The 18652-nt window shown below is 59.3% G+C and carries 25 protein-coding genes; 11 read left to right on the top strand and 14 right to left on the bottom strand.

Going from position 1 to position 18652, the window contains the following annotated elements; genetic code table 11:
• Nucleotides 1-254 precede the first annotated feature (254 nt).
• Nucleotides 255-1391 carry a hypothetical protein gene (locus MHAR_RS07975; RefSeq protein ID WP_228369526.1) on the top strand — a complete coding sequence of 379 codons (1137 nt, stop codon included), beginning with the start codon at nucleotides 255-257 and terminating at the stop codon, nucleotides 1389-1391.
• Nucleotides 1392-1549: 158 nt separating this feature from the next.
• On the opposite strand, the gene MHAR_RS07970 is transcribed toward MHAR_RS07975, so the two are convergent.
• The 3 genes from MHAR_RS07970 to MHAR_RS13730 are packed head-to-tail and all read right to left on the bottom strand — an operon-like array spanning nucleotide 1550 to nucleotide 3122.
• Nucleotides 1550-2488, bottom strand: coding sequence for a sulfurtransferase (locus tag MHAR_RS07970; RefSeq protein WP_014587104.1), 939 nt, complete (start codon nucleotides 2486-2488; stop codon nucleotides 1550-1552).
• A 54-nt stretch (nucleotides 2489-2542) separates the two neighbouring features.
• On the bottom strand, nucleotides 2543-2941 hold the full coding sequence (locus MHAR_RS07965) for an ArsR/SmtB family transcription factor (RefSeq protein ID WP_048144513.1): 399 nt from the start codon (nucleotides 2939-2941) through the stop codon (nucleotides 2543-2545).
• 10 nt (nucleotides 2942-2951) lie between these two features.
• On the bottom strand, nucleotides 2952-3122 hold the full coding sequence (locus tag MHAR_RS13730) for a hypothetical protein (protein ID WP_187287794.1): 171 nt from the start codon (nucleotides 3120-3122) through the stop codon (nucleotides 2952-2954).
• Nucleotides 3123-3439: 317 nt separating this feature from the next.
• Here MHAR_RS13730 and MHAR_RS07960 point away from each other — a divergent pair, with 317 nt between their 5' ends.
• Nucleotides 3440-4006 carry a thioredoxin family protein gene (locus MHAR_RS07960; protein ID WP_228369525.1) on the top strand — a complete coding sequence of 189 codons (567 nt, stop codon included), beginning with the start codon at nucleotides 3440-3442 and terminating at the stop codon, nucleotides 4004-4006.
• A gap of 308 nt (nucleotides 4007-4314) precedes the next feature.
• On the opposite strand, the gene MHAR_RS07955 is transcribed toward MHAR_RS07960, so the two are convergent.
• The 3 genes from MHAR_RS07955 to MHAR_RS13430 are packed head-to-tail and all read right to left on the bottom strand — an operon-like array spanning nucleotide 4315 to nucleotide 6577.
• The gene (locus tag MHAR_RS07955) at nucleotides 4315-5262 is read right to left on the bottom strand and encodes a sulfurtransferase (RefSeq protein WP_081472303.1); all 948 of its coding nucleotides are present in this window, start codon (nucleotides 5260-5262) and stop codon (nucleotides 4315-4317) included.
• Nucleotides 5256-6356, bottom strand: coding sequence for an ACR3 family arsenite efflux transporter (gene arsB / locus MHAR_RS07950; RefSeq protein WP_275450099.1), 1101 nt, complete (start codon nucleotides 6354-6356; stop codon nucleotides 5256-5258). Before arsB ends, MHAR_RS07955 begins: the two co-directional genes overlap by 7 nt.
• Nucleotides 6317-6577: an ArsR/SmtB family transcription factor gene (locus MHAR_RS13430; RefSeq protein ID WP_014587099.1), complete on the bottom strand. Its 261-nt coding sequence runs from the start codon at nucleotides 6575-6577 to the stop codon at nucleotides 6317-6319. The genes arsB and MHAR_RS13430 overlap by 40 nt, the downstream gene beginning before the upstream one ends.
• Nucleotides 6578-7244: 667 nt before the next feature.
• Between MHAR_RS13430 and MHAR_RS07940 the strand changes: the two genes are divergently transcribed.
• Genes MHAR_RS07940 through arsM form a run of 9 tightly spaced genes read left to right on the top strand, consistent with a single transcriptional unit; the run spans nucleotide 7245 to nucleotide 12767 of the window.
• Nucleotides 7245-7799 carry a thioredoxin family protein gene (locus MHAR_RS07940; protein WP_014587098.1) on the top strand — a complete coding sequence of 185 codons (555 nt, stop codon included), beginning with the start codon at nucleotides 7245-7247 and terminating at the stop codon, nucleotides 7797-7799.
• Between the two features lie 6 nt (nucleotides 7800-7805).
• On the top strand, nucleotides 7806-9209 hold the full coding sequence (locus MHAR_RS07935; protein WP_014587097.1) for a cytochrome c biogenesis protein CcdA: 1404 nt from the start codon (nucleotides 7806-7808) through the stop codon (nucleotides 9207-9209).
• Between the two features lie 35 nt (nucleotides 9210-9244).
• Nucleotides 9245-10057, top strand: coding sequence for a (Fe-S)-binding protein (locus MHAR_RS07930; RefSeq protein ID WP_228369524.1), 813 nt, complete (start codon nucleotides 9245-9247; stop codon nucleotides 10055-10057).
• 13 nt (nucleotides 10058-10070) lie between these two features.
• The gene (locus MHAR_RS07925; protein ID WP_014587095.1) at nucleotides 10071-10439 is read left to right on the top strand and encodes a DsrE/DsrF/TusD sulfur relay family protein; all 369 of its coding nucleotides are present in this window, start codon (nucleotides 10071-10073) and stop codon (nucleotides 10437-10439) included.
• Entirely contained in the window at nucleotides 10436-10780 is a 345-nt protein-coding gene (locus MHAR_RS07920) for a DsrE family protein (protein WP_014587094.1), read from the top strand. The genes MHAR_RS07925 and MHAR_RS07920 overlap by 4 nt, the downstream gene beginning before the upstream one ends.
• 14 nt (nucleotides 10781-10794) lie before the next feature.
• Nucleotides 10795-11097, top strand: a complete 303-nt coding sequence (locus MHAR_RS07915) for a DsrH/TusB family sulfur metabolism protein (RefSeq protein ID WP_014587093.1) — start codon at nucleotides 10795-10797, stop codon at nucleotides 11095-11097.
• Nucleotides 11098-11125: 28 nt separating this feature from the next.
• On the top strand, nucleotides 11126-11371 hold the full coding sequence (locus MHAR_RS07910) for a ferredoxin (RefSeq protein ID WP_014587092.1): 246 nt from the start codon (nucleotides 11126-11128) through the stop codon (nucleotides 11369-11371).
• 13 nt (nucleotides 11372-11384) lie between these two features.
• A complete protein-coding gene (locus MHAR_RS07905; protein ID WP_014587091.1) occupies nucleotides 11385-11876 on the top strand; it encodes an arsenate reductase ArsC in 492 nt (163 codons plus the stop codon).
• 45 nt (nucleotides 11877-11921) lie between these two features.
• Nucleotides 11922-12767 (top strand): arsenite methyltransferase, encoded by an 846-nt coding sequence (gene arsM / locus MHAR_RS07900; protein ID WP_048144509.1) that lies wholly within the window; start codon nucleotides 11922-11924, stop codon nucleotides 12765-12767.
• Between the two features lie 65 nt (nucleotides 12768-12832).
• On the opposite strand, the gene MHAR_RS07895 is transcribed toward arsM, so the two are convergent.
• The 8 genes from MHAR_RS07895 to MHAR_RS13725 all read right to left on the bottom strand — a co-directional run bounded on the left by MHAR_RS07895 (nucleotide 12833) and on the right by MHAR_RS13725 (nucleotide 18637).
• On the bottom strand, nucleotides 12833-13228 hold the full coding sequence (locus tag MHAR_RS07895) for a putative zinc-binding protein (protein WP_014587089.1): 396 nt from the start codon (nucleotides 13226-13228) through the stop codon (nucleotides 12833-12835).
• Between the two features lie 6 nt (nucleotides 13229-13234).
• Entirely contained in the window at nucleotides 13235-13468 is a 234-nt protein-coding gene (locus MHAR_RS07890; RefSeq protein ID WP_048144931.1) for a thioredoxin family protein, read from the bottom strand.
• Nucleotides 13469-13531: 63 nt separating this feature from the next.
• On the bottom strand, nucleotides 13532-14959 hold the full coding sequence (locus MHAR_RS07885; protein WP_228369645.1) for a sulfurtransferase: 1428 nt from the start codon (nucleotides 14957-14959) through the stop codon (nucleotides 13532-13534).
• A gap of 56 nt (nucleotides 14960-15015) precedes the next feature.
• Nucleotides 15016-16107, bottom strand: coding sequence for a cytochrome c biogenesis CcdA family protein (locus MHAR_RS07880; RefSeq protein WP_048144507.1), 1092 nt, complete (start codon nucleotides 16105-16107; stop codon nucleotides 15016-15018).
• Nucleotides 16108-16203: 96 nt separating this feature from the next.
• Entirely contained in the window at nucleotides 16204-16770 is a 567-nt protein-coding gene (locus tag MHAR_RS07875) for a CBM96 family carbohydrate-binding protein (protein WP_143763350.1), read from the bottom strand.
• Nucleotides 16771-16893: 123 nt separating this feature from the next.
• On the bottom strand, nucleotides 16894-17919 hold the full coding sequence (locus MHAR_RS07870) for a permease (protein ID WP_014587084.1): 1026 nt from the start codon (nucleotides 17917-17919) through the stop codon (nucleotides 16894-16896).
• A 118-nt stretch (nucleotides 17920-18037) separates the two neighbouring features.
• Nucleotides 18038-18370 carry an ArsR/SmtB family transcription factor gene (locus tag MHAR_RS07865; protein WP_014587083.1) on the bottom strand — a complete coding sequence of 111 codons (333 nt, stop codon included), beginning with the start codon at nucleotides 18368-18370 and terminating at the stop codon, nucleotides 18038-18040.
• Between the two features lie 102 nt (nucleotides 18371-18472).
• Nucleotides 18473-18637, bottom strand: a complete 165-nt coding sequence (locus MHAR_RS13725) for a hypothetical protein (RefSeq protein WP_014587082.1) — start codon at nucleotides 18635-18637, stop codon at nucleotides 18473-18475.
• Between the last annotated feature and the right edge of the window lie 15 nt (nucleotides 18638-18652).

Genomic DNA, 18652 nt, shown 5'->3' with positions numbered 1-18652 from the left:
ATCTCAGGACCATCATCTCAGAGCCGGCGGATCAGGGGGCGGGTCCGGGGCCCGGAATCCCCCGACCCCCACCCGATTCCGCCTCCCGTCTCCAGAGATGCCGCAGGCGGTAGATCCATCCGATCCGGTGCCCAAAAATTCCGGATTTAACTGTCCCATCTGCTTTTGATTTCGACGGTTTAATGAGCCTTGCCGGCCGGGAAGAGCTGAACAATCGAAACATTTAACTTGTTAAAAGGGTTGGTATTATCGGGGTGATTTTTATGGATGCTGAAGGGCTGTGGTTCTCTAAAATCGAGCGAGAATACTCTGCAGATTTGGGAGAGTTCCGATGGACGGAGGAGCAGAGGACGTGGGACTGGAGGGACCTCACCACGGTGGAGCTGGTCAGGACCAAGGACGGGAAGAAGAAGCTGATACTGAGAAGGAGGGGAGAGGTCCAGACCAGATACGGTCGGCCCGACAAGATCGACTCCGACGGGGGACCCTTCGATGCAACTCTTAGGTACATGCTGGGGATCGATATCGATAAGGGGATAGGCAAGATCGAGACTGACTACTACACCGCCAAGGTCCGAGATCACGTCAAAGATCGATGGATAATGATCGGCCCGAAGATGAGATGGTCCTTCCAGATCGGGGAGGACGCCTGGATTTGGCAGTGGGCGGAGGAGGGGCCTGGATCATCGGGCGGCCACCAGAAGGCCCCGATAGGAGAGGTCTATAAATATATAAAGGATATTTTAGAAGCAGGCGAGCTGGTGTACACCAACAAATTCAACCTCAATGTAGGGCAGAATGATGAATGCTCTCCTGTCATATATCAGCCGGCGGTGGACGGTATGAAGAACTTCATCCGGGAGATCCACTGCTTTAAGAGGCCCCCGACGGAGGAGGGGATGGAGATGGAGGTGACCCTGGTCTTCAATAACGAGGAGCTGAGGAAGCATAGGGTCCTCAATAAGATCTACGAACGGGTAAGGCTCGCCAAATACGGCCGCCTGAAGGACATCGAGAGCTTCGTCATCATGGCGGACTCCCCTGATGAGAAAGCGAGCGGTCTCCGATTCACCAAGATCTACAGCGGCCACCACAACCTGGAAGAGGACACGATCCACGGCGACCCCGAACCGGATCTTCCCCCACACCGGGTTAGATACTACGCCGACGAGTACAGACACCCCATAATCTTCGTCAACACCTCCAACCACGCCATGGCCGAGCACGATACAAACCCGGACCTCTGGAAGTGGGAGTACGTCCCCTGGGTCGAAGATAGGCCTTTTGTCTCGGATAAGATGAGCCGAAAGGAGGTGGACAGACCTTACAGGAGCTCCCTGGAGAGGACCTTTGAGGGGCTCACCAGGAGGCTGATGAACCTATCCGGATGACGACGGCGGCACGGGGAGAGGGAGGGGCTTAGGATAAGGGGGGACGAGGTGGGCCCCCGACGATGCCGACCTCCTCGGAGGGGCTGGTTTTCCTCTCGACGCTGGAGGGCTGATACTCCCTCCCCAACACCCATGGACCGTTCTTTCGCCCGTCCTTTTCAGCTCCGGTGCCTCAGCCAGTCGTTCCAGGAGTAGAGGCTGGCGTCTCGCCCCTGGAGGGCCAGGGCGAACCAGACGATGGATGCCGTGCCACCATTTTTGGAGTAGACGGCTATGGGACGATCTGGATCTAGGGGGGCGAAGACCTCGGCGAGGGCGGCATCGTCCTTGATCCAGCTGCCGTCGATCACCCTGTTGAAGTCGATGTTCACAGCTCCATCGATGTGGCCTCCTCCGAACTGGTCAGGGGTCCTGGCGTCGACGACTACGAGCCCGCCGGAGGCGACGGATTCGTATTCTGCGAGGAGCTCGGGATGGGGAGAGGGGGAGTAGTTAGCGGCGGGCCTCGTTGCCACCGATCCGGCCGTGGGAAGCCCCGCCGCCGGGCCCCGGAGGATCTCGACCTTCTGGTGGCCCAGGTACTTCATGATCCAGTAGACGAAGGTGAAATCTCCGCAGGAGAAGCAGTCTCCGTAGAGGACGAGATCGTCCTCCTCGGTGACCCCCGCCCTCCCGAGGACCGCGGCCAGCTCCTCGACGGGCTTGAGGGAGCCGTCGGCCTGGATGAAGCCCTTTGATGGGAGGGATATCGATCCCTCGATGTAGGAGCCGCTTGAGGGCGGGCTGTTGCTGACGTAGGCGATGATGGGCCTCCGTTCAGCCCCGAGCCTCTCCCGGAGCTCCTCGGCGGTTATGAACGACGGCGACGGCTCGCCCTCCGATCCCTCTGCCGCCCCTTCATCGCCGGCCCCGGAGTCCTCCATCATCGGAGAAACGGACCCGTAAGACGACCCGCCGAGGGTCTCAGCCATCCACTCCTCGCCGCCCCAGGTGGCGTCACCTCCCCCGCGGCAGCTGGAGCATCCCGCCTCAGCGCCGCCGAGAAGAGCCATCAACACCAATAGAAGAGATCCGCACTTCAAATGATCCGTTCGCATCTTTTATACCCTCCAAGAGACCGGGCGGCCTTGGAACCGGGTTCGGCTCATGCCTCATCGCCCCTCCGCCACCAGCCCCGCCAGGTTGATCATCTCGATCACCGCCCCCTCCGAGAGGCGGTATCGGGACCACTTCCCCTCCTTCCTCTCCTTCACCAGCCCCGCCCTCTTAAGGATGGAGAGGTGGTGAGAGGTGGAAGACTGGGGCCTGTTGAGGGCGGTCATGATCTCGCAGACGCAGAGCTCCCCCTCCCTGAGGAGCTGGAGGATCGCAAGCCTGAAGGGGTCTGCCATCGCTCTGAAGACCTCGACCTCCGCCGCTATCCTGGCCTCGTCTATCTTCTCGGTGAGGGTCTGAAGCCTCTTGCTAGCGTTCTTAGCCTTACAGCGATCCCCCATCAGCCTCGCCAGCCGCTCAACGGAGGGATCCTGGGGTTCAACGATGTCGCTCATATCCATCGGCTCAACAGCATGAGCACCCGGAGGAGGAGACGAGCCGTTCCCCCTCCCGTCTCAAACATCCTTCGCAGATCTTCACCCCGCCCCTATCCCGATGCCTCGCTTTGAAGAGCGTCTCCGTTTCCCTGCCGCAGATATCGCACCTCATGTCCTCTCCGGGGCTTTCAGCTTTCATATCAAGCTAATTCGATATATAAGTATATCGATCCTCCTGGAGCTCCTTCCTTTCGCCGGTGGCGGTGATGGGTATGATGCCATTTATAAGCCAGATGGGAGGTTAAAACGGGGAAATGGGGGGCTTCAATTTGATTATTGAAGATAATATCGCAGAATTTCCAACAGCTTTATATATCAACATAGTCCACCGGGGGATCAATCCAGCCATGAGCGCCAATCGAGGCGAAAGAGAGATCCATGATCGTCGATACATCTGCCCAAGATTGCGGCTGGAGATAAAAGGTGTGAGAAGCGAAGTGGGGCAATAAACGATAATTGGAGTTGGTAGATATTTCGCATCCGCTCAGTTATAACCTTGCGGCCCTGGTGGCAGGGCTCGTCCTCGCCACCGGCCTCATCGGCACCGTCTCGGCAGCAGAGTACCTGGTGGGCCCCGACCCCGACGACTGGTGGACCGTCTACCCCGACCACCATCCGGGTGCTGGCTCTGAGGTCGACCACCCCTCATGGGTCCTCGAGCTCCTGGAAGATGGGCCGATCCTCATCCTGGACCACAGCACCAACTGCGAAGCCTGCATAAAGCAGGAGGAAGCCGCGAACGCCGTCCTGGAGGAGGTCGGTGAAGACGCCATAGCCTTCGAGAACCTGATTGCAGATCCGAACAACGAAAGAGCCAACGCCCTCTTTGAGATCTATGATCCCAACGCAGGGACGTGGTACATCCCCCTGACGGTCATAATCACCCTTGTAGAGGACGAGGAAGGTAACGTCGTCGTCGGCTGGCACAGTGGCGAGGGCGAGACGGGGGAGGACTGGCTCCTATCCTACGTCGAGGACGCAATACAATATCATGAGGAGAACGTCGGCGACTGGGACGCGTGATCGGATATAGAGTCTGATCACAAAAAAATAATTCTTTTACTACTTCGGGAGCGCGGAGGGTCACGAATACCCCGACCTTTAGGTCGGGGATTAAGTGAACCCTCGCCCAGTTTTCATATTTTCTTAAATTGATTAACACGGCTCCTACGGAAGCCGAAAGCAGAGTCACAATAATTTCTGAGGAGGTGATTTGGGCAAACGAAGACTCGACGATTACGGATTCCGTCAAACCGGGGCGCGCGGCCCGAAGCATACCCCGCCCTTTAGGGCGGGGTGGCCGCGCGCAGTTTGATTTTTAATCGACTGGGTTATTTATGTATCACCCAGTCGTTCCAGGTGTAGAGCTTAACGTCTCGCCCCTGGAGGGTCAGGGCGTACCAGATGATGGATGCCGTGCCACCGTTCTTGGAGTAGACGGCGACGGGCCGATCGGGATCGATGTCGGCGAAGATCTCGGCAAGAGCTGAGTCATCCTTGATCCAGCTGTCATCGATCACCCTGTTGAATTCGATGTTCAACGCTCCGTCGATGTGACCTTCTCCGAACTGGTCGGGGGTCCTCGCGTCGACGACCACAAACTGACCGGAGGCGACGGATTCGTAGTCTGCGAGAAGCTCGATATGAGGGTCGGGGTAGTATTTAACCGTATGTCTCGTCGCTACGGACCCGGCCGTGGGCAGCTCGGCCGTAGGACCCCGGAGGATCTCGACCTTCTGGTGGCCCAGGTACTTCATGATCCAGTAGACGAAGGTTAAATCGCCGCAGGAGAAGCAGTCCCCGTAGAGGACCACCTCGTCCTCCGCAGTGATCCCAGCCCATCCAAGAACCCCGGCCAGCTCATCCACGGACTTGAGGGAGCCGTCGGCCTGGATGAACCCCTTTGATGGGAGCGATATCGATCCCCCTATGTACGAGCCGCCCGAGGGCGGGCTGTTGCTGACATAGGCGATGACGGGCTTTGGCTCGATCCCGAGCTTTTCGCCCAGCTCCTCGGCAGATACGAATGAGAAGCCGATCTCTGCGTTTTCATCTCCTCCAGATTTTTCGGCAGGAATTACTTCGTCAACGGCTTCAGAAGCCGACCCATTCGACGGGAGTGGCTCAGGTGACGATCCGCCAGGGGTCGAATCTATCCAGTCGGATCCGCTCCAGGAGCTGCTTCTTCCAGCGCTGCAGCCGCATCCCGCCTCTGCACCGCCGATGAGGGCGGTTGCGATCAGTAGAACTGATCCATAGATCACTAGTTTTCTTAGCATTCGGTGTACACTCCTTGAAAATATCTATCTTTGAAATAAAGCGCCACGTTCACCAGACCTATCAGCACCGGAACCTCCACCAAGGGGCCTATCACCGCCGCGAAGGCCTCGCCTGAGTTGATCCCGAAGACGGCGACGGCCACGGCGATGGCCAGCTCGAAGTTATTGCTGGCGGCGGTGAAGGAGAGGGCGGCGGTGTTCTCGTATCCAACGCCCATCTTGTAGGAAATGTAGAAGGCGAGGATGAACATCAGAAGAAAATATATAATTAATGGTATCGCAACCCTTAACACGTCGATGGGGAGCTCGACGATGTACTCCCCTTTGAGGGAGAACATGACGACGATGGTGAAGAGGAGGGCGATCAGGGTCAGAGGAGAGATCTTGGGGATGAACCACTCCTCGTACCAGGACATCCCTCGCCTCCTGATCAGAACGAAACGGGTGATGATCCCCGCCAGGAAGGGTATCCCAAGATAGACAAAGACGCTCTTTGCGATCTCGGCCATGGTTATCGCCACCACGAGACCCTCGGCTATGCCGAGGATCGGGGGCAGCACCGTGATGAATAAGTAAGCGTAGACCGAGTAGAAGAAAACCTGGAAGATCGAGTTGAAGCCGACGAGCCCCGCACAGTACTCGGTGCAGCCGCAGGCAAGCTCGTTCCAGACGACCACCATGGCGATACAACGAGCGATCCCTATCAGGATAAGCCCCACCATGAGATGGGGGTGGTCTCGCAGGAATAGGATGGCCAACCCGAACATCAGCACCGGCCCTACGACCCAGTTAAGAAATAGGGATAGGCCCAGAACTTTGGTGTCCCGAAAGACCTCCCCCAGATCCTCATACTTCACCTTGGCCAGGGGCGGGTACATCATCAATATAAGGCCGACGGCGATGGGGATCGATGTGCTCCCCACCTGAAATCCCGTTATCGATTCTGAGACTCCTGGGAAGAGATAGCCCATACCGATCCCCAGGACCATCGCCGCGAAGATCCATACAGTGAGGAACCTGCTCAAAGCCGGAAGCCTGCCCCGGCCTCTCTTCCTCATGTATGTCTGCACCCCGATCGCCTCTTTGGCAGCCATCCGTCACCCATCATAAGATCTGCCAGCTTCATCATCATCTCGATAACCGCCCCCTCTGAAAGGCAGTATCGGGACCATTTCCCCTCCTTTCTATCCTTCACCAGTGCTTGCCTCTTCAGAATGGACAGATTGATCTCGCAAACGCAAAGCTCGTTGTCTCTGAGGAGCTTGAGGATCGCAAGCCTGAAAGGGTCGGCCATCGCCTTGAAGACCTCAGCCACGGCCGCAACCTCCAGATCGTCTAAGGTGGCGGTGAGGATCTGTAGCCACCAGGCCGAGTTCTTGGCCTTACAGCGGTCTCCCGTCAGCCTCGCAAGCCTTTCAACGGAGGGGTCCCTGGGGTTCGACGATATAGCTCATATCGATCGGCTCAACAGCATGAGCACCCGGAGGAGGAGACGAGCCGATCCCCCTCCCTTCTCAGACATCCTTCGCAGATCTTCACCCCGCCCCTATCCCGATGCCTCGCTTTGAAGAGCGTCTCCGATTCCCTGCCACAGATATCGCATCTCATACCTTCTCCAGGCACTCCAATATTCGTATCAAGCTAATTCGATATATAAGTATATCGACTATCTCGGACTGTCAACTAATAGCCGAGGAGGGAGGATCTGTTAAGATGTTATTTTAAATTGAGATGGAGCATTATCGGCCTAAAAGGGTGGTTTCAATTGGGTTTTTGTGGTCAATTGTGACCTTGATCCAACAGCTATATATACAAGCCAAATCTACCTCCTGGGCAATTCAGCCATAGGCGTGAAAAGAAGGGGTGGTATAAATCCATCTTTGTGGATATAAGATCTTGTAAACCACACCGGATATGCCAGGCTGAACCCTTGGGTAAATGGTGTGAGAAAAAGAGTGGGGTAAAGATAACGATAGTGGGAGTTGGTAGACATTTCACATCAGGTCAAATTTAAGGTTGCGGCCCTGGCAGCTTGGGTAATCCTTGTAGCAGGCCTGGTCGCCGTCGTCTCGGCAGCAGAATACCCTGTCGGCTCCGAGCCTGACGACTGGTGGATAACGTATCCTGATCAATCCCCAGCCTCTGGCTCCGATGTCAACCACCCCGACTGGGTCTTGGATGCCCTCCAGGATAAGCCGGTCCTGATCTACGCCCATCTGGAATGCGACTATTGCGTTCCTCAGACTGAGGCCATTAACGAGATATTGGACGAATACGGAAACGAGATCGAGTTCTATGAGATACCCGCCGATGGTAGCGACGAAAGGATCGCAGAGGCCTTCGAAGCCTATGATCCAGATGGCGGTACCTCCAACGTCCCCCTGACTGTCATCATAACCCTGGTGCCTGGAGAGGACGGGAGAGCCGAGGTGGCCTGGCACAGCACAGAAAAGGTAACGGGGAAGGGTTGGATTGAAGAGCGCGTCGAGGACGCCATAGACTATCATGAGGAGAACGTCGGCGACTGGGACGCGTGATCGGAGATGAGGTCTGATCACAAACATTTTTTAATCGTAGGTGCGATAACCCTTACGGCCGTCCTCGTCGCCCTCTTCTCCTTAAATTCCACCCTGGGATCGGATCAGGAGCCGATCCGGGCTCCGGACTTTTCCGGCACGACCCAGGACGGCCAGAACTTCTCCCTCAGCGACTTCGAGGGGGAGGTGGTCGTCCTCCACATAACGAACATAGAGAGCCCCCTCTGCATCGAGTGCGAGAAGGCCCTGGCATCCCAGATCGGAGAGCTTCAAAGGCTGGTGGAGAATAAGCCCGACGTCAACCTCGTAACCCTGAACGTCCGGAAGAACCCCTATTCGAAGGACGGCAGCACCCTCTCCGAGAGCTGGTGGGGGACAGAGGTCAGCTGGATCTGGGCCGAGGATTTCGAGCCCTACAGGATCGCCGCGAGGTACGTCGACTTCACCAACTTCGAAGGGGGCTTCTCCAACCCCACCATCCTCCTGATCGATAGGGAGGGGATGGTGGTGGGGATCTATCACGTCTACCAGCTCGGGAAGGGGATGATCGACGGGGTCCAGGACGCCCCGACCCTCCAGGCGAAGGTCGAGGCCCTGGAGCGGGGCGAATGGGTGGGGATGGAGGGGGCGGTCTCCCTCCATAAGGTCACCCTCATCGGGATGTTCGGCCTGGGGATCATCACCTCCTTCTCCCCCTGCTCCCTCGCCCTCCTGATAGCCATGTTCTCCTACATCATGACCTCCAGGAGGAGGAAGGTCCTCTCCGACGAGGAGGATTACGGCTCCTCGGCGAGGGAGGGGCTCTGGATAGGGATCGCCTTCACCCTAGGCATGGCGATCGTCTTCTTCGTCCTCGGCCTCTTCATATCGAACCTGGGGGTCTTCGTCCGCGACTCGCGGTTCTTCGACCTGGCGGCCGGGATCCTTCTGGTGGCTCTGGGGATCAACGTCTTCAAGCCGATCGGGGAGATCCTGGAGCCGATCAAGGCCCGTCTTCCGGCTCGGAGGGGGGAGGAGGAGGAGTTCAGGGAGAGGAAGGGGCTGATGGAGAGGGCGGTGAACCTCTCCATAGGCCTCTTCAAGCACTCCGTCTTCATCGGGGCCTTCACCCTCGGGGTCTTCTTCGCCCTCGGCTGGGCGCCTTGCGCCATATCCCTGGTATTTCCTGCCCTGATATGGCTGATCTCCCAGGATATCTCTGCGCTGACGGGAGGGCTGATGCTCTTCGTCTTCGGGGTGGGCCATGGGGTCCCGATAATCCCGATAGCCACCTTCAGCAGGTCCTTCGGCGGGAAGCTCGGCGAGGAGTACCTGGCCGTCGGATCGGCGATCGTCAAGGCCTTCGGGATCATGATAATAATAACAGGCCTCGTCTATGCGGCCCGATACTTCGGCTACAAGCTCTGGTAGCGGCCGAATAGATTATAATGCCATCCGCAAAATATATGGCAGGTGTTGATATGCCGGGAAAGCCAGAAGAGATCAAGATGGTGAGCAACGCCATGGCCAACGTCCCCCGGAGGAAGATGATGGCCTTCCTCGCCGGGGGCGAGAGGACGTCGGAGGAGATTGGAGAGGCCGTCGGCAAGTCCATGCTAGACTACCACCTCAAGATACTGGAACAGGCGGGGCTGATCGAGATCGGTGCCGGCAAGGTCCGCCTCTCCGAGTTCGGCAAGAACTTCATGGAGACAAAGGTCGAGAAGCCCAAGGATGCGGTCACCGACCTCTCGGGGGCGAAGCCCGTCGAGATCACGGAGGTGAGGCAGCTCCTCCCCTGCATCGCCGACTCGACGAAGTTTCGGATCATCGCCCAGATGGCCCCACCCCTGGGCGGCGCCCTGAAGCCCCTGGAGCCGCTATTTCCGAGGGGTAGGTACTCCGAGAGGATAGGGGCCCTGATAATCCAGCGGGGGGACGTCCTGATCACCATCTACGGGACGGGAAGCGTCACCATGACGATGATAAAGGGCGAGGCGGAGGCGAGAGGGGTCCTCGCCGAGCTGAGGGAGAAGATAAACGAGGCGATAGCCAAAGGCGTGGCTCCGGCCCCCCGGGAGAAGGTGAGGGTCGAGCCGATGGAGATCTACCGATACCTCCCTCAGACGGACTGCGGCGAGTGCGGCGAGCAGAGCTGCTACTCCTTCTCCATCAGGCTGATGGCTGGAGAGGTATCCCTCGACCTCTGCAAACCCCTCGAAGATCCGGAGTATAGACAGAACCGAGAGCACCTCCTGGTCCTGGTCGAGTACATCTGAGCCGGAGGGTGGCATGAAGACCCTGACGATAATCCTCGCCGACGGCCCCTACATCTCCGAGTACGCAGAGATCGCCAAGAATATTGCCGATGCCGCCCTGAAACGGTATCATGTGAACATATTCCTCTACCTGGACGCCGTCCACATCCCCCGCCGGGGGCAGCGTCCCGCCTTCTTCGCAGACGAGGGAGGGCTCTTCGCCGACCTCGCCGAGAGGGGGGCGACGATAAGGGCATGCTCCCGGTGTGCCGCCGCCAGGGGCTATCTGGCAGAGGAGGACGGGACCCGTCGGGAATACCATGAAGGGATAAAGATCTCAAGCCTCTACGACCTCCCCGATATGATCTCAGAAAGCGATGGTGTGATCACCCTGTGCCGATGAGGTCGGTCTTCTACCTCCTCGACTCCGCCCCTTACGGGAGCGAAAAGGCCTTAGGCCTCCTGAACGCCGCGGCCGCAAGCCTCGGGAAGATGGAGGTCACGGTGGGGCTCTATGGGGACGGGGTCTACCTCGCCCTGAGAGGTCAGGATTCAAAGGGGCTCGGCGTTCCCAACCTCGCCGAGATCCTCTACGCCTACGGCGAGATGAGGGTCGTCGCCCACGAGCCTTCGTTGGCGAAGAGGGGTCTCTTCTGCGAGGGGCTGATCGAGACCGTGGAGCTCGCCGACGAGGAGGCGTTCCTGAAGGCGGTGAAAGAGTCGGACTGCCTGATCCTGCTTTGAAGGTGGAAGAGTATATGGTTTTGAGATCCGCAGACGTATTTCTCCTGACAAAGACGCCAGAAAGCGATAGGTCCAAGCTCTGCATGAAGCTATTGGCAAGATCGGAGAGGGCGCGGCTCTACCTCGCAGGGGATGGAGTCTACCATCTGCTGGAAGATAAAGCGGTCTTTCCGCCGTCCTGCGAGATATTCGCCTGCCTAGAGGATGTTGCCGCCCGGGGCGTCGTTGCGAGGAAGGAGGTGAAGGTTCTGGAGGAGTTCTACAATATCCTCGTCGAGGACGTCATGGAGGCGACTGGCAGGTTCTTCTCGTTTTGAACTGCACTGCTACAAGAATGTGATTCACATGATCATCTTGAAAATAGAACGGGACGGTTGTATCAGCTGCGGCCAGTGCTGGGGAAGCTGCCCCGAGTTCTTCATCGAAGACCCCGATGACGGCCGAAGCTCGGTATCGGAGGAGCGGAGGATCGCGGGAAAGCTGGACGAAGGATCGGCCCCTGATCAATTTGAGGGGTGCCTCAGGGAGGCGGAAGAGGCCTGCCCCGCTGAGGTGATCCAGGTGAGCCCGATCCAGCCGAGCTTCGACTGACGGGGTGGTGGATATGGTTTCAGATGATGTTTGTCCAGAAGATGACAAGAAAGGGGAGCAAAAGACGGGGAAGAAGAAGGTCCTCTTCCTCTGCACTCACAACTCGGCGAGGTCTCAGATGGCGGAGGGGCTCCTGCGGGACCTCTACGGCGAGAGGTATGAGGCCAACAGCGCTGGCGTCGAGGCGACGGCCGTCCACCCCCGGGCCGTCTCCGTCATGGAGGAGATCGAGATCGACATCTCAGGCCAGCGGTCCAAAGCCGCCTCAGATCTGGAGGATATCGTATTCGACGTCGCCGTCACCGTATGCGACAGGGCGAGGGAGGCCTGCCCTGTCTGCACCACCGACCTCGACCTTCCATCGAGGGCGCCGAAGGCGCGGGAGGTCATCCACAAAAGCTTCGAGGATCCGGCCGCCGTTTCCGGGACGGAAGAGGAGCAGCTTTGCGCCTTCCGGCAGGCGAGGGACGAGATCAGAGGGTGGATCGTCGAGACCTTCGGATGAGGCGAGGCGGAGTATTTGCGGAAGTATTACCTTGAAGGTGATGGATTGAACGATCAGGATGTCAAAATAACCGTGAAGGAGAGGTACGGCCGCGTGGCGAGAGAGGCGGGTTCGTGCTGCCCCTCCTCAAGCTGCTGCGGAAGTTCAGAGCCTGAAGATATCGGCCGGAGGATCGGTTACTCGGAGGAGGACCTCGCCTCTGTCCCCCGGGGATCGAACCTGGGGCTGGGATGCGGAAACCCCATCGCCCTCGTGTCGATCCGGGAGGGAGAGACGGTCCTGGACCTGGGGTCCGGCGCCGGCTTCGACTCCTTCCTCGCCGCAAGCAAGGTAGGTCCGAGGGGAAAGGTCATCGGCATCGACATGACCGAAGAGATGGTGGAGAGGGCCAGGGCCAACGCCGAAGCCGGTGGATTCAAGAACGTCGAGTTCAGGCTGGGGGAGATCGAGAGCATCCCGGCGGAGGACGGGTCCGTAGACCTCGTCATATCCAACTGCGTCATAAACCTCGTCCTCGACAAGGAGGCCGCCTTCAAAGAGGCGTATCGGGTACTGCGGCCCGGCGGAAGGCTCGCCGTCTCCGATATCGTCCTCCTGGCGGAGCTGCCGGATCTCGTCAGGGACTCGGTCGAGGCCTACGTTGGATGCGTCGCTGGTGCAGCCAGGAAGGACGATTATCTCGCCTCGATTAGGTCGGCGGGGTTTGAGGAGGTGAGGGTGATAGATGAGGCGCCCTTCTCCCTGGATTGCATGACAAGCGACCCGGCGGGCCGGGCGGCCCTGGAAGGTCTGCCCGACGAAAAGCTAATGGAGGGCGAAAGGGCGATCGTCAGTATAAAAGTCAGCGCCTTCAAGCCAGGCTCTCCGCCAGAACGGATTGAAAGCTGTTAATGGCCAATATTCGGCAGAGCTGTTGCCAGCGGGCTTGCAGGACCCGAATGGGTGGAGGCTGAGGACTAGCCCCTCAACCCCTCTTTGATCCTCTCCGCCACCCTCTCGCAGTCGGCGGCCTCCACCTCCAGCCTCGGACTCTTCTCTATCCCGAGGTCGGTGACCACCACCGCGAGGGCGGCGGGAAGGCCCGCGTGGTCCAGGATCTTCTTCGCGCACTGGACGGGGCAGCCGTCGATCGCCACCAGCTTTCTCTCCTTGGCCGACAAGATCATGGCGTCAATGTGGGCGCCGATCCCGGCGAGGCAGAAGAATTTCCCCCTCCCTTCCTTCGCCAGCTCCACCGCCGCCTGGTTGGATATCTGGCCGACGTTGGAGCCGCCGGCGCATGCCAAAAAGAGGAGGTCGCCGGTGGCGCAGAGGCAACCCTCCTCCTTTCTTTCATCCTCTTTTTCAAGCACGAGCTCTCACCTCTTCAGCATCCCCTTTATCTCCGCCACCGACGGGGCCCTCCCCACGGCGACGGCCTCGCCGTCGATGAAGAGGGCGGGGGTCATCATCACTCCGCGGTTCATGATCTCCTGAAGGCTCTCCACCTTCACGACCTCCGCCTCGACCCCCGCCTCCGCCACCGCCTTCTCGACGTTCTTTGCCAGGGACTTGCACTTGGCACAGCCCGTTCCCAATACTTCGATCTTCATCATAGCTTCCACCATCCTCGCCTCGGCTCCCAAGCCTTCATGGGATATCGTACATGATCCTATTTATCCGTCGGTGACCTCAAGATCCAAGACGCTCCGGACGTATCCGGCAGAGCCGGACCGAGAACCTATGATGTCCAGGCTATAGATCCCGGGATCCACATCCGCCACCCAGACCCCGGTGTATCTGCCCTCAGCTGTCTGCTGGAGGCTTGTCCTTCCCGCCTCCGTCCCGTCGCGGCTGGTGAAGATGGCGGTGAACTTCAGGACGGGCTGAAGGTCTTCGGAGGAAGGGGAGGCCGAAGAGCCGATCCTAACAACTCGGGCCCGAACCTCGCTGAAGGCGGCCGTTATCCCAACGGATCCGCCGGCCTTGACGGGGTTTGGATCTGCCAACACCTCCACCAGGCGGAGCTCTAGGGGAGGCTGGTTCTCCAGCCAGTCCCTCCAGGAGTAGAGGACGGCGTCGTAGCCCATCATCTCCAGGACGAACCAGAAGACGGCCCCATTCACCCCGGTGTTGGTATAGACGACCACCGGCCGGTCCTTCCTCAGATCTTTGAAGATCGCCTCCAGATCCTCCGCCCCTTTTATCTTCTCGCCCTCGAGGATCGTTTCTGCAGGGATGTTGACAGAGCCTGGTATCGACGCCGGGTCTGCCGCCTCGGCGGCCCTCCCATCCACGATCTGGGCTTTTCCGCTCTTGACGTAGTCATACGTGGCGAGGAGATCGGGGTTCTCCTGGGGTACGTAATCCACAGCAGGCCTCGTCGCCGGAGCTCCGCTGGTGGCAAGGCCCGCCGCCTTCCAGTCGTCGATGTTGCCGTCCAGGATCCGGACATTCTCGTGGCCGAGATACTTCAAGAGCCAGTAGGTGAAGGTGGCCGGGACAGGTCCGCCGCCGCAGGGGAGGCACTCGCCGTATATGACCACCGCATCGTCCCTCGAAATGCCAGCGTTCCCCAGGATCTCGGCGATCTCCGAAGTGGTCCTGATCCGTCCGTCTCTCGTGACGAACTCCTCGTAGTTGACGCTTAAGGCCCCCTCGAGGTACTCGTCAGCCTCGGGGCTGATGTCCAGGATCAGGTCGTCCTCCGAGACCTCGGACATGGGTATCAGAAAGGCTCTTATCCCTTCGCTATCTGGTTTTTCGGAGGAGGGGTTATTCGCAGGGTTATTGGATGGAGGGCTATTGGATGATCCCGTCAGAGCGGCCACCTGAGAGTCGTAGGGCTTGGAGTAGTCTATGCAGAAGTCACAGCCGGCGTTGGCGGGGGCAAGGGGGACTCCCAGGGCCAATAGAACGATGACCACAGCTGAAGACCCCTTGAGACCGAAGATACGCCTTAAGCCGGGGGACCGACCTAAGGTCGTCTTCGGCGTAGCCGTCCTTCGGCGGGGGACTCCCAGGAACGGCCCTCCCATCAGCGGGTCCGAAGAAAAGGCCTCTCTTCTGATCTCTTTGCCGTCTTCCTTCATATCATGAAGCATCTTGTTCAAAAATAACACCTCTGTCTTTATAGTATCCATCTAATCTCAAAGGAAAATCACAATATCTGCCACCAAATCAGGGGCGCAAGCCCCGCCAGGGTGAGGCCGGTGACGAGCCGGATGGCTACCCGGTGCTCGTGCCTGAACCTGTCGACCTGGTCGGGGGACATCCCCAGGGCTATCACCATCCCGAGGATCATCACCGGAAGTACGACGCCTAAGTTGTACAGGAGGAGGTATACCGTCCCCGCCGAGGCGTACCCCTGGGACTGGATTATGCCTATGATGGCTATGTAGACAGCCCCGACGCAGGGAGCCTTTACGAGGGAGAAGAGGGCCCCTATTAGGAAGTAGGAGAGGATGCTGTACCTCTCCAGGGACTTTTTGAAGTATCCCAGGGCCCACTCGGCCTTGAAGAGGGAGATCCCACCCCGGTGAAGCCTCCTTGCGTCCTCGATCTGGGTGGCTCCCAGGACGAGGAGGAGGAGGGTGAGAATCAGCCGGAAGCTCGCCTCAAAGCTCGGAATCGAGAAGAGCCGGAAGAGCCCCAGACCGAAGAGGTAGTACATGACGAAGATGCCGAGGCAGAAGAACCCGACCATCACCGCCAGATCTCGCCTCCTTCCGGATCGCGAGAGGGTCATGCTGGCTAGGAATACCAGGACCGCCAGGAGGCAGGGGTTGAACCCGGCGATCAGCCCCGCCGCCAGGACCGCCGCTGCCGACGAGATCGAGACGCCCTCGAGGGAGATGAGGTCGTGATCCTCCTCGGCGGGGGCGGGAGCTGCCTCGCCGTCCAGAGCCGACCTGACCATCTCCTCGAGCTTCCGCTCATCTCCTTCGTAGTCCCGATAGCCGATGACGTGGGAGCCGATGACGATCGAGGGCATATCCTTCGCCTTCGTCTCCCTGATGATCCGCCGCCCCTCTTCGCTGTAGAAGATCTCCTCCCGGATGGTGTAGCCGGGATAACCGCCGATGACCTCATCGAGGACCCTGCCCGCGGCGGCGCACTTGCTGCACCCGGGGGAGGTGATCAGGATCGCCTCGGAGCTTCCGCTGGCGGCGGCCGCTGATGCTATGATGAGGTATAAGGCCAGGGCGAGAAGGGCGCCCTTCCCCCGCCGGAGAGTGCGGACTGGAGACATCAATCCTCGATAATAAAATTTCGGATGGCGGGAGGGAGGGAGATGCCCCGCCATCTCGCTCTATCATTTTACCATTGGGATCCTGGCCTAGGGGCTTCAGGCGATGTACTCCAAAACCGCCTTATCGTCTTCAGACCCTTCCATGGAGGCAAAACCTATGGAGGCGTCGCCTTCCGCCACCAGCACCGCGGTGAAGGGGCAGCCCTCGCTGCACTCTTCGGCTGCCTTCTTCACAAGAGACGTGGCGTCCCAGGATGCCCACCCCTCCTTCTCGATCTTGATGGTGGCGAGGGGCTCCTCGTCATACGACGGTAGGTCGGCCCAGGTCTCCGAATCGAGGACCGCCATATCGTAGAAGTAGAGGGTCACCTCTCCCGGGGCCTCGACCTCGTTGACGCGGACCCTGAGCTCCCCGGATTCGATCTGGTCTGCGAGCATCACCATCTCCTTGAATACGAGGAAGGCTATCCTCACCGGATCGCCGTCCTGGGAGGTGGCCCACAAAGTATCTCCGTCGGCGAAGGCCTCGTCCTCCTCTTCGGCATCCATATAGGTGTCCAATACCAGGGCCGGGGAGATCGTCCCCGCCGCCGCCACCCCTGCCAGCATGACGATGAGGGCGGCTGCCAGAAGCCCTCCAAATCCAAAGCTTTTTTTCTTCATTTTTCCCACTCCAGACGAATTTATCCTGTCCCCCGCCCATTGATTCAGGGAGAGGGGCGGTACATTTATCGATGCCAACTTAAGCGGCGGTCGGGTTTTTTTCCCAACAGTTATGAAACATAATCACGCCGCCACCATCCCATAAATCATCCCCATCACCGTCGAGAGGAGGATGACGAGGGAGATGTAGACGGACGCCCTCTTCGATCCGATGATCCTCCAGATGACGATCATACTCGGCAGGCTCATGGAGGGGCCGGCGAGGAGGAGGGAGAGGGCGGGGCCGGGGGCCATCGCCCCCGAGGAGTAGCCGAACATCGTCCCCACGATCGGAACCTCGAGCAGGGTCGGCATGTAGAGGAGGGCCCCCATCAGCGAGGCTACAAAGCAGGCCGCAAAGTCGCTCTCGCCGAAGACCGTCCTTATCAGGTCCACGGGCAGATAGTAGCCTATGACCCCGGTGATGAAGGTCCCGACGAGCAACAGGGGGAAGATCCTCCTCGTAAGCCACCAGGTCTCCCCGAAGAAGGAGGCCTTCTCCAGATCGGTGAAGCGGGCGCTGAGGAGCCACCCCGAGGCCAGGACCAGGATCGAGACGATCGCCGCCTTCGCCCCGAGGGCGAGGCCGGAGGTGGCGGCGAGGAGGACGGCGACGAGGAGGCCGACGAAGATCGGGGGTATGTACCCCGGCCTCTCCAGGCCTGCCTCGGCTGATGGTGAAGGAGCCGGACAGGGGGCAGCCTCTTGGTCCTCGGATCCTCTATCGAAGATGGCGGCCATGATGAGGCCGATGAGGACGGAGACCGAGACGGCGGCGGCGATCCGGGCAGCCCCCAGCTCCAGCCCCAGGACCCGGGCCGTCAGGACGACGGCCAGGAGGTTGATGGCGGGGCCTGCGAAGAGGAAGGCCGTGGCGGGACCGATCCCGGCGCCCCGGCGGTGGATCCCCGCAAACATCGGAAGTATAGTACAGCTGCAGACGGCGAGGATAGTCCCGGAGGTGGAGGCGACGGAGTAGCAGAGCCACTTGGGGGCGTCCTTTCCGAAGTACTTCAGGACCGCCTCCCTCTGGAGGAGGGCGGCTATAGCCCCTGCGATGAAGAAGGCCGGTATGAGGCATGTCAGAACGTGGGCCGAGAGGTACTCCATCAGGGCAGAAAACCCCGCCTCCAGGGCGGAAAAGAGCTCCGGATTCAGAGGATCACTCCCTGAGATCTTTGGCGGGTGAAAGCTCCGTTAATTTATGCCAACCCCTTAAATTTATATCTTATTTTACACAGTCCATCAGGACCGACTCCGCCTTCTTCAGCTCGGATATCTCCTCCAGGGCGAGGGAGTCCACCTCTCGTAAGAGGTCGAAGAGCCTGGGGTTTTTGACCCTGTAGAGGGTCCGCTTCCCGTCGATCCTCCTCTCCAGTATCCCCGCCTCATTCAGGATCGATAGGTGCTTGGAGATGGTGGACTGCGCCCGGCCGAAGGCGGGGACGATCTCGCAGACGCACCGCTCCTCTCCTCCGAGGAACTCTATGATCTCGAGCCTGATGGGGTCGGAGAGGGCGGCGAGGATCTTAACCCGCCAGTTGGTGGCAGATCGTCTCATCGTATCGGGGGTGGAGACGATCTAGTTCTATATATACATATCGCCATGAGACGATTTAAAATACGTGACCCCGTGGGGGGGGGGCCGTCGACGGGGGAAAGGTCACCTCACCCGCTCGATCTTCCTCGACCAGCAGAAGGGGCAGAAGGGGCAGAAGAGGACGACCCCGGAGGCCTCAAAGGCTATCCTGCAGCTGAGGCATCGGAGATGCTTCTTAAAGAAGGAGGCCTCGGCGGGGTCTATCGAGCAGCCGCATATGTTGCCCATGACGTCATCACCTCG

The organism is Methanothrix harundinacea 6Ac, assembly GCF_000235565.1.
Lineage (GTDB): Archaea > Halobacteriota > Methanosarcinia > Methanotrichales > Methanotrichaceae > Methanocrinis > Methanocrinis harundinaceus.
This window is presented reverse-complemented; position numbering and strand designations above follow the sequence as displayed.

Coding starts and splice junctions, on each gene's coding strand:
- MHAR_RS07915 (WP_014587093.1), top strand. CDS start 10,795: ATGGTTTTGAGATCCGCAGACGTATTTCTCCTGACAAAGACGCCAGAA.
- MHAR_RS07935 (WP_014587097.1), top strand. CDS start 7,806: ATGAGGTCTGATCACAAACATTTTTTAATCGTAGGTGCGATAACCCTT.
- MHAR_RS07875 (WP_143763350.1), bottom strand. CDS start 16,770: ATGAAGAAAAAAAGCTTTGGATTTGGAGGGCTTCTGGCAGCCGCCCTC.
- MHAR_RS07925 (WP_014587095.1), top strand. CDS start 10,071: ATGAAGACCCTGACGATAATCCTCGCCGACGGCCCCTACATCTCCGAG.
- MHAR_RS07970 (WP_014587104.1), bottom strand. CDS start 2,488: ATGCGAACGGATCATTTGAAGTGCGGATCTCTTCTATTGGTGTTGATG.
- MHAR_RS07965 (WP_048144513.1), bottom strand. CDS start 2,941: ATGAGCGACATCGTTGAACCCCAGGATCCCTCCGTTGAGCGGCTGGCG.
- MHAR_RS07865 (WP_014587083.1), bottom strand. CDS start 18,370: ATGAGACGATCTGCCACCAACTGGCGGGTTAAGATCCTCGCCGCCCTC.
- MHAR_RS07905 (WP_014587091.1), top strand. CDS start 11,385: ATGGTTTCAGATGATGTTTGTCCAGAAGATGACAAGAAAGGGGAGCAA.
- MHAR_RS07885 (WP_228369645.1), bottom strand. CDS start 14,959: ATGCTTCATGATATGAAGGAAGACGGCAAAGAGATCAGAAGAGAGGCC.
- MHAR_RS07870 (WP_014587084.1), bottom strand. CDS start 17,919: ATGGAGTACCTCTCGGCCCACGTTCTGACATGCCTCATACCGGCCTTC.
- MHAR_RS07910 (WP_014587092.1), top strand. CDS start 11,126: ATGATCATCTTGAAAATAGAACGGGACGGTTGTATCAGCTGCGGCCAG.
- MHAR_RS07890 (WP_048144931.1), bottom strand. CDS start 13,468: ATGAAGATCGAAGTATTGGGAACGGGCTGTGCCAAGTGCAAGTCCCTG.
- MHAR_RS07920 (WP_014587094.1), top strand. CDS start 10,436: ATGAGGTCGGTCTTCTACCTCCTCGACTCCGCCCCTTACGGGAGCGAA.
- MHAR_RS13730 (WP_187287794.1), bottom strand. CDS start 3,122: ATGAAAGCTGAAAGCCCCGGAGAGGACATGAGGTGCGATATCTGCGGC.
- MHAR_RS07880 (WP_048144507.1), bottom strand. CDS start 16,107: ATGTCTCCAGTCCGCACTCTCCGGCGGGGGAAGGGCGCCCTTCTCGCC.
- MHAR_RS07930 (WP_228369524.1), top strand. CDS start 9,245: ATGGCAGGTGTTGATATGCCGGGAAAGCCAGAAGAGATCAAGATGGTG.
- MHAR_RS13725 (WP_014587082.1), bottom strand. CDS start 18,637: ATGGGCAACATATGCGGCTGCTCGATAGACCCCGCCGAGGCCTCCTTC.
- arsB (WP_275450099.1), bottom strand. CDS start 6,356: ATGGCTGCCAAAGAGGCGATCGGGGTGCAGACATACATGAGGAAGAGA.
- MHAR_RS07955 (WP_081472303.1), bottom strand. CDS start 5,262: ATGCTAAGAAAACTAGTGATCTATGGATCAGTTCTACTGATCGCAACC.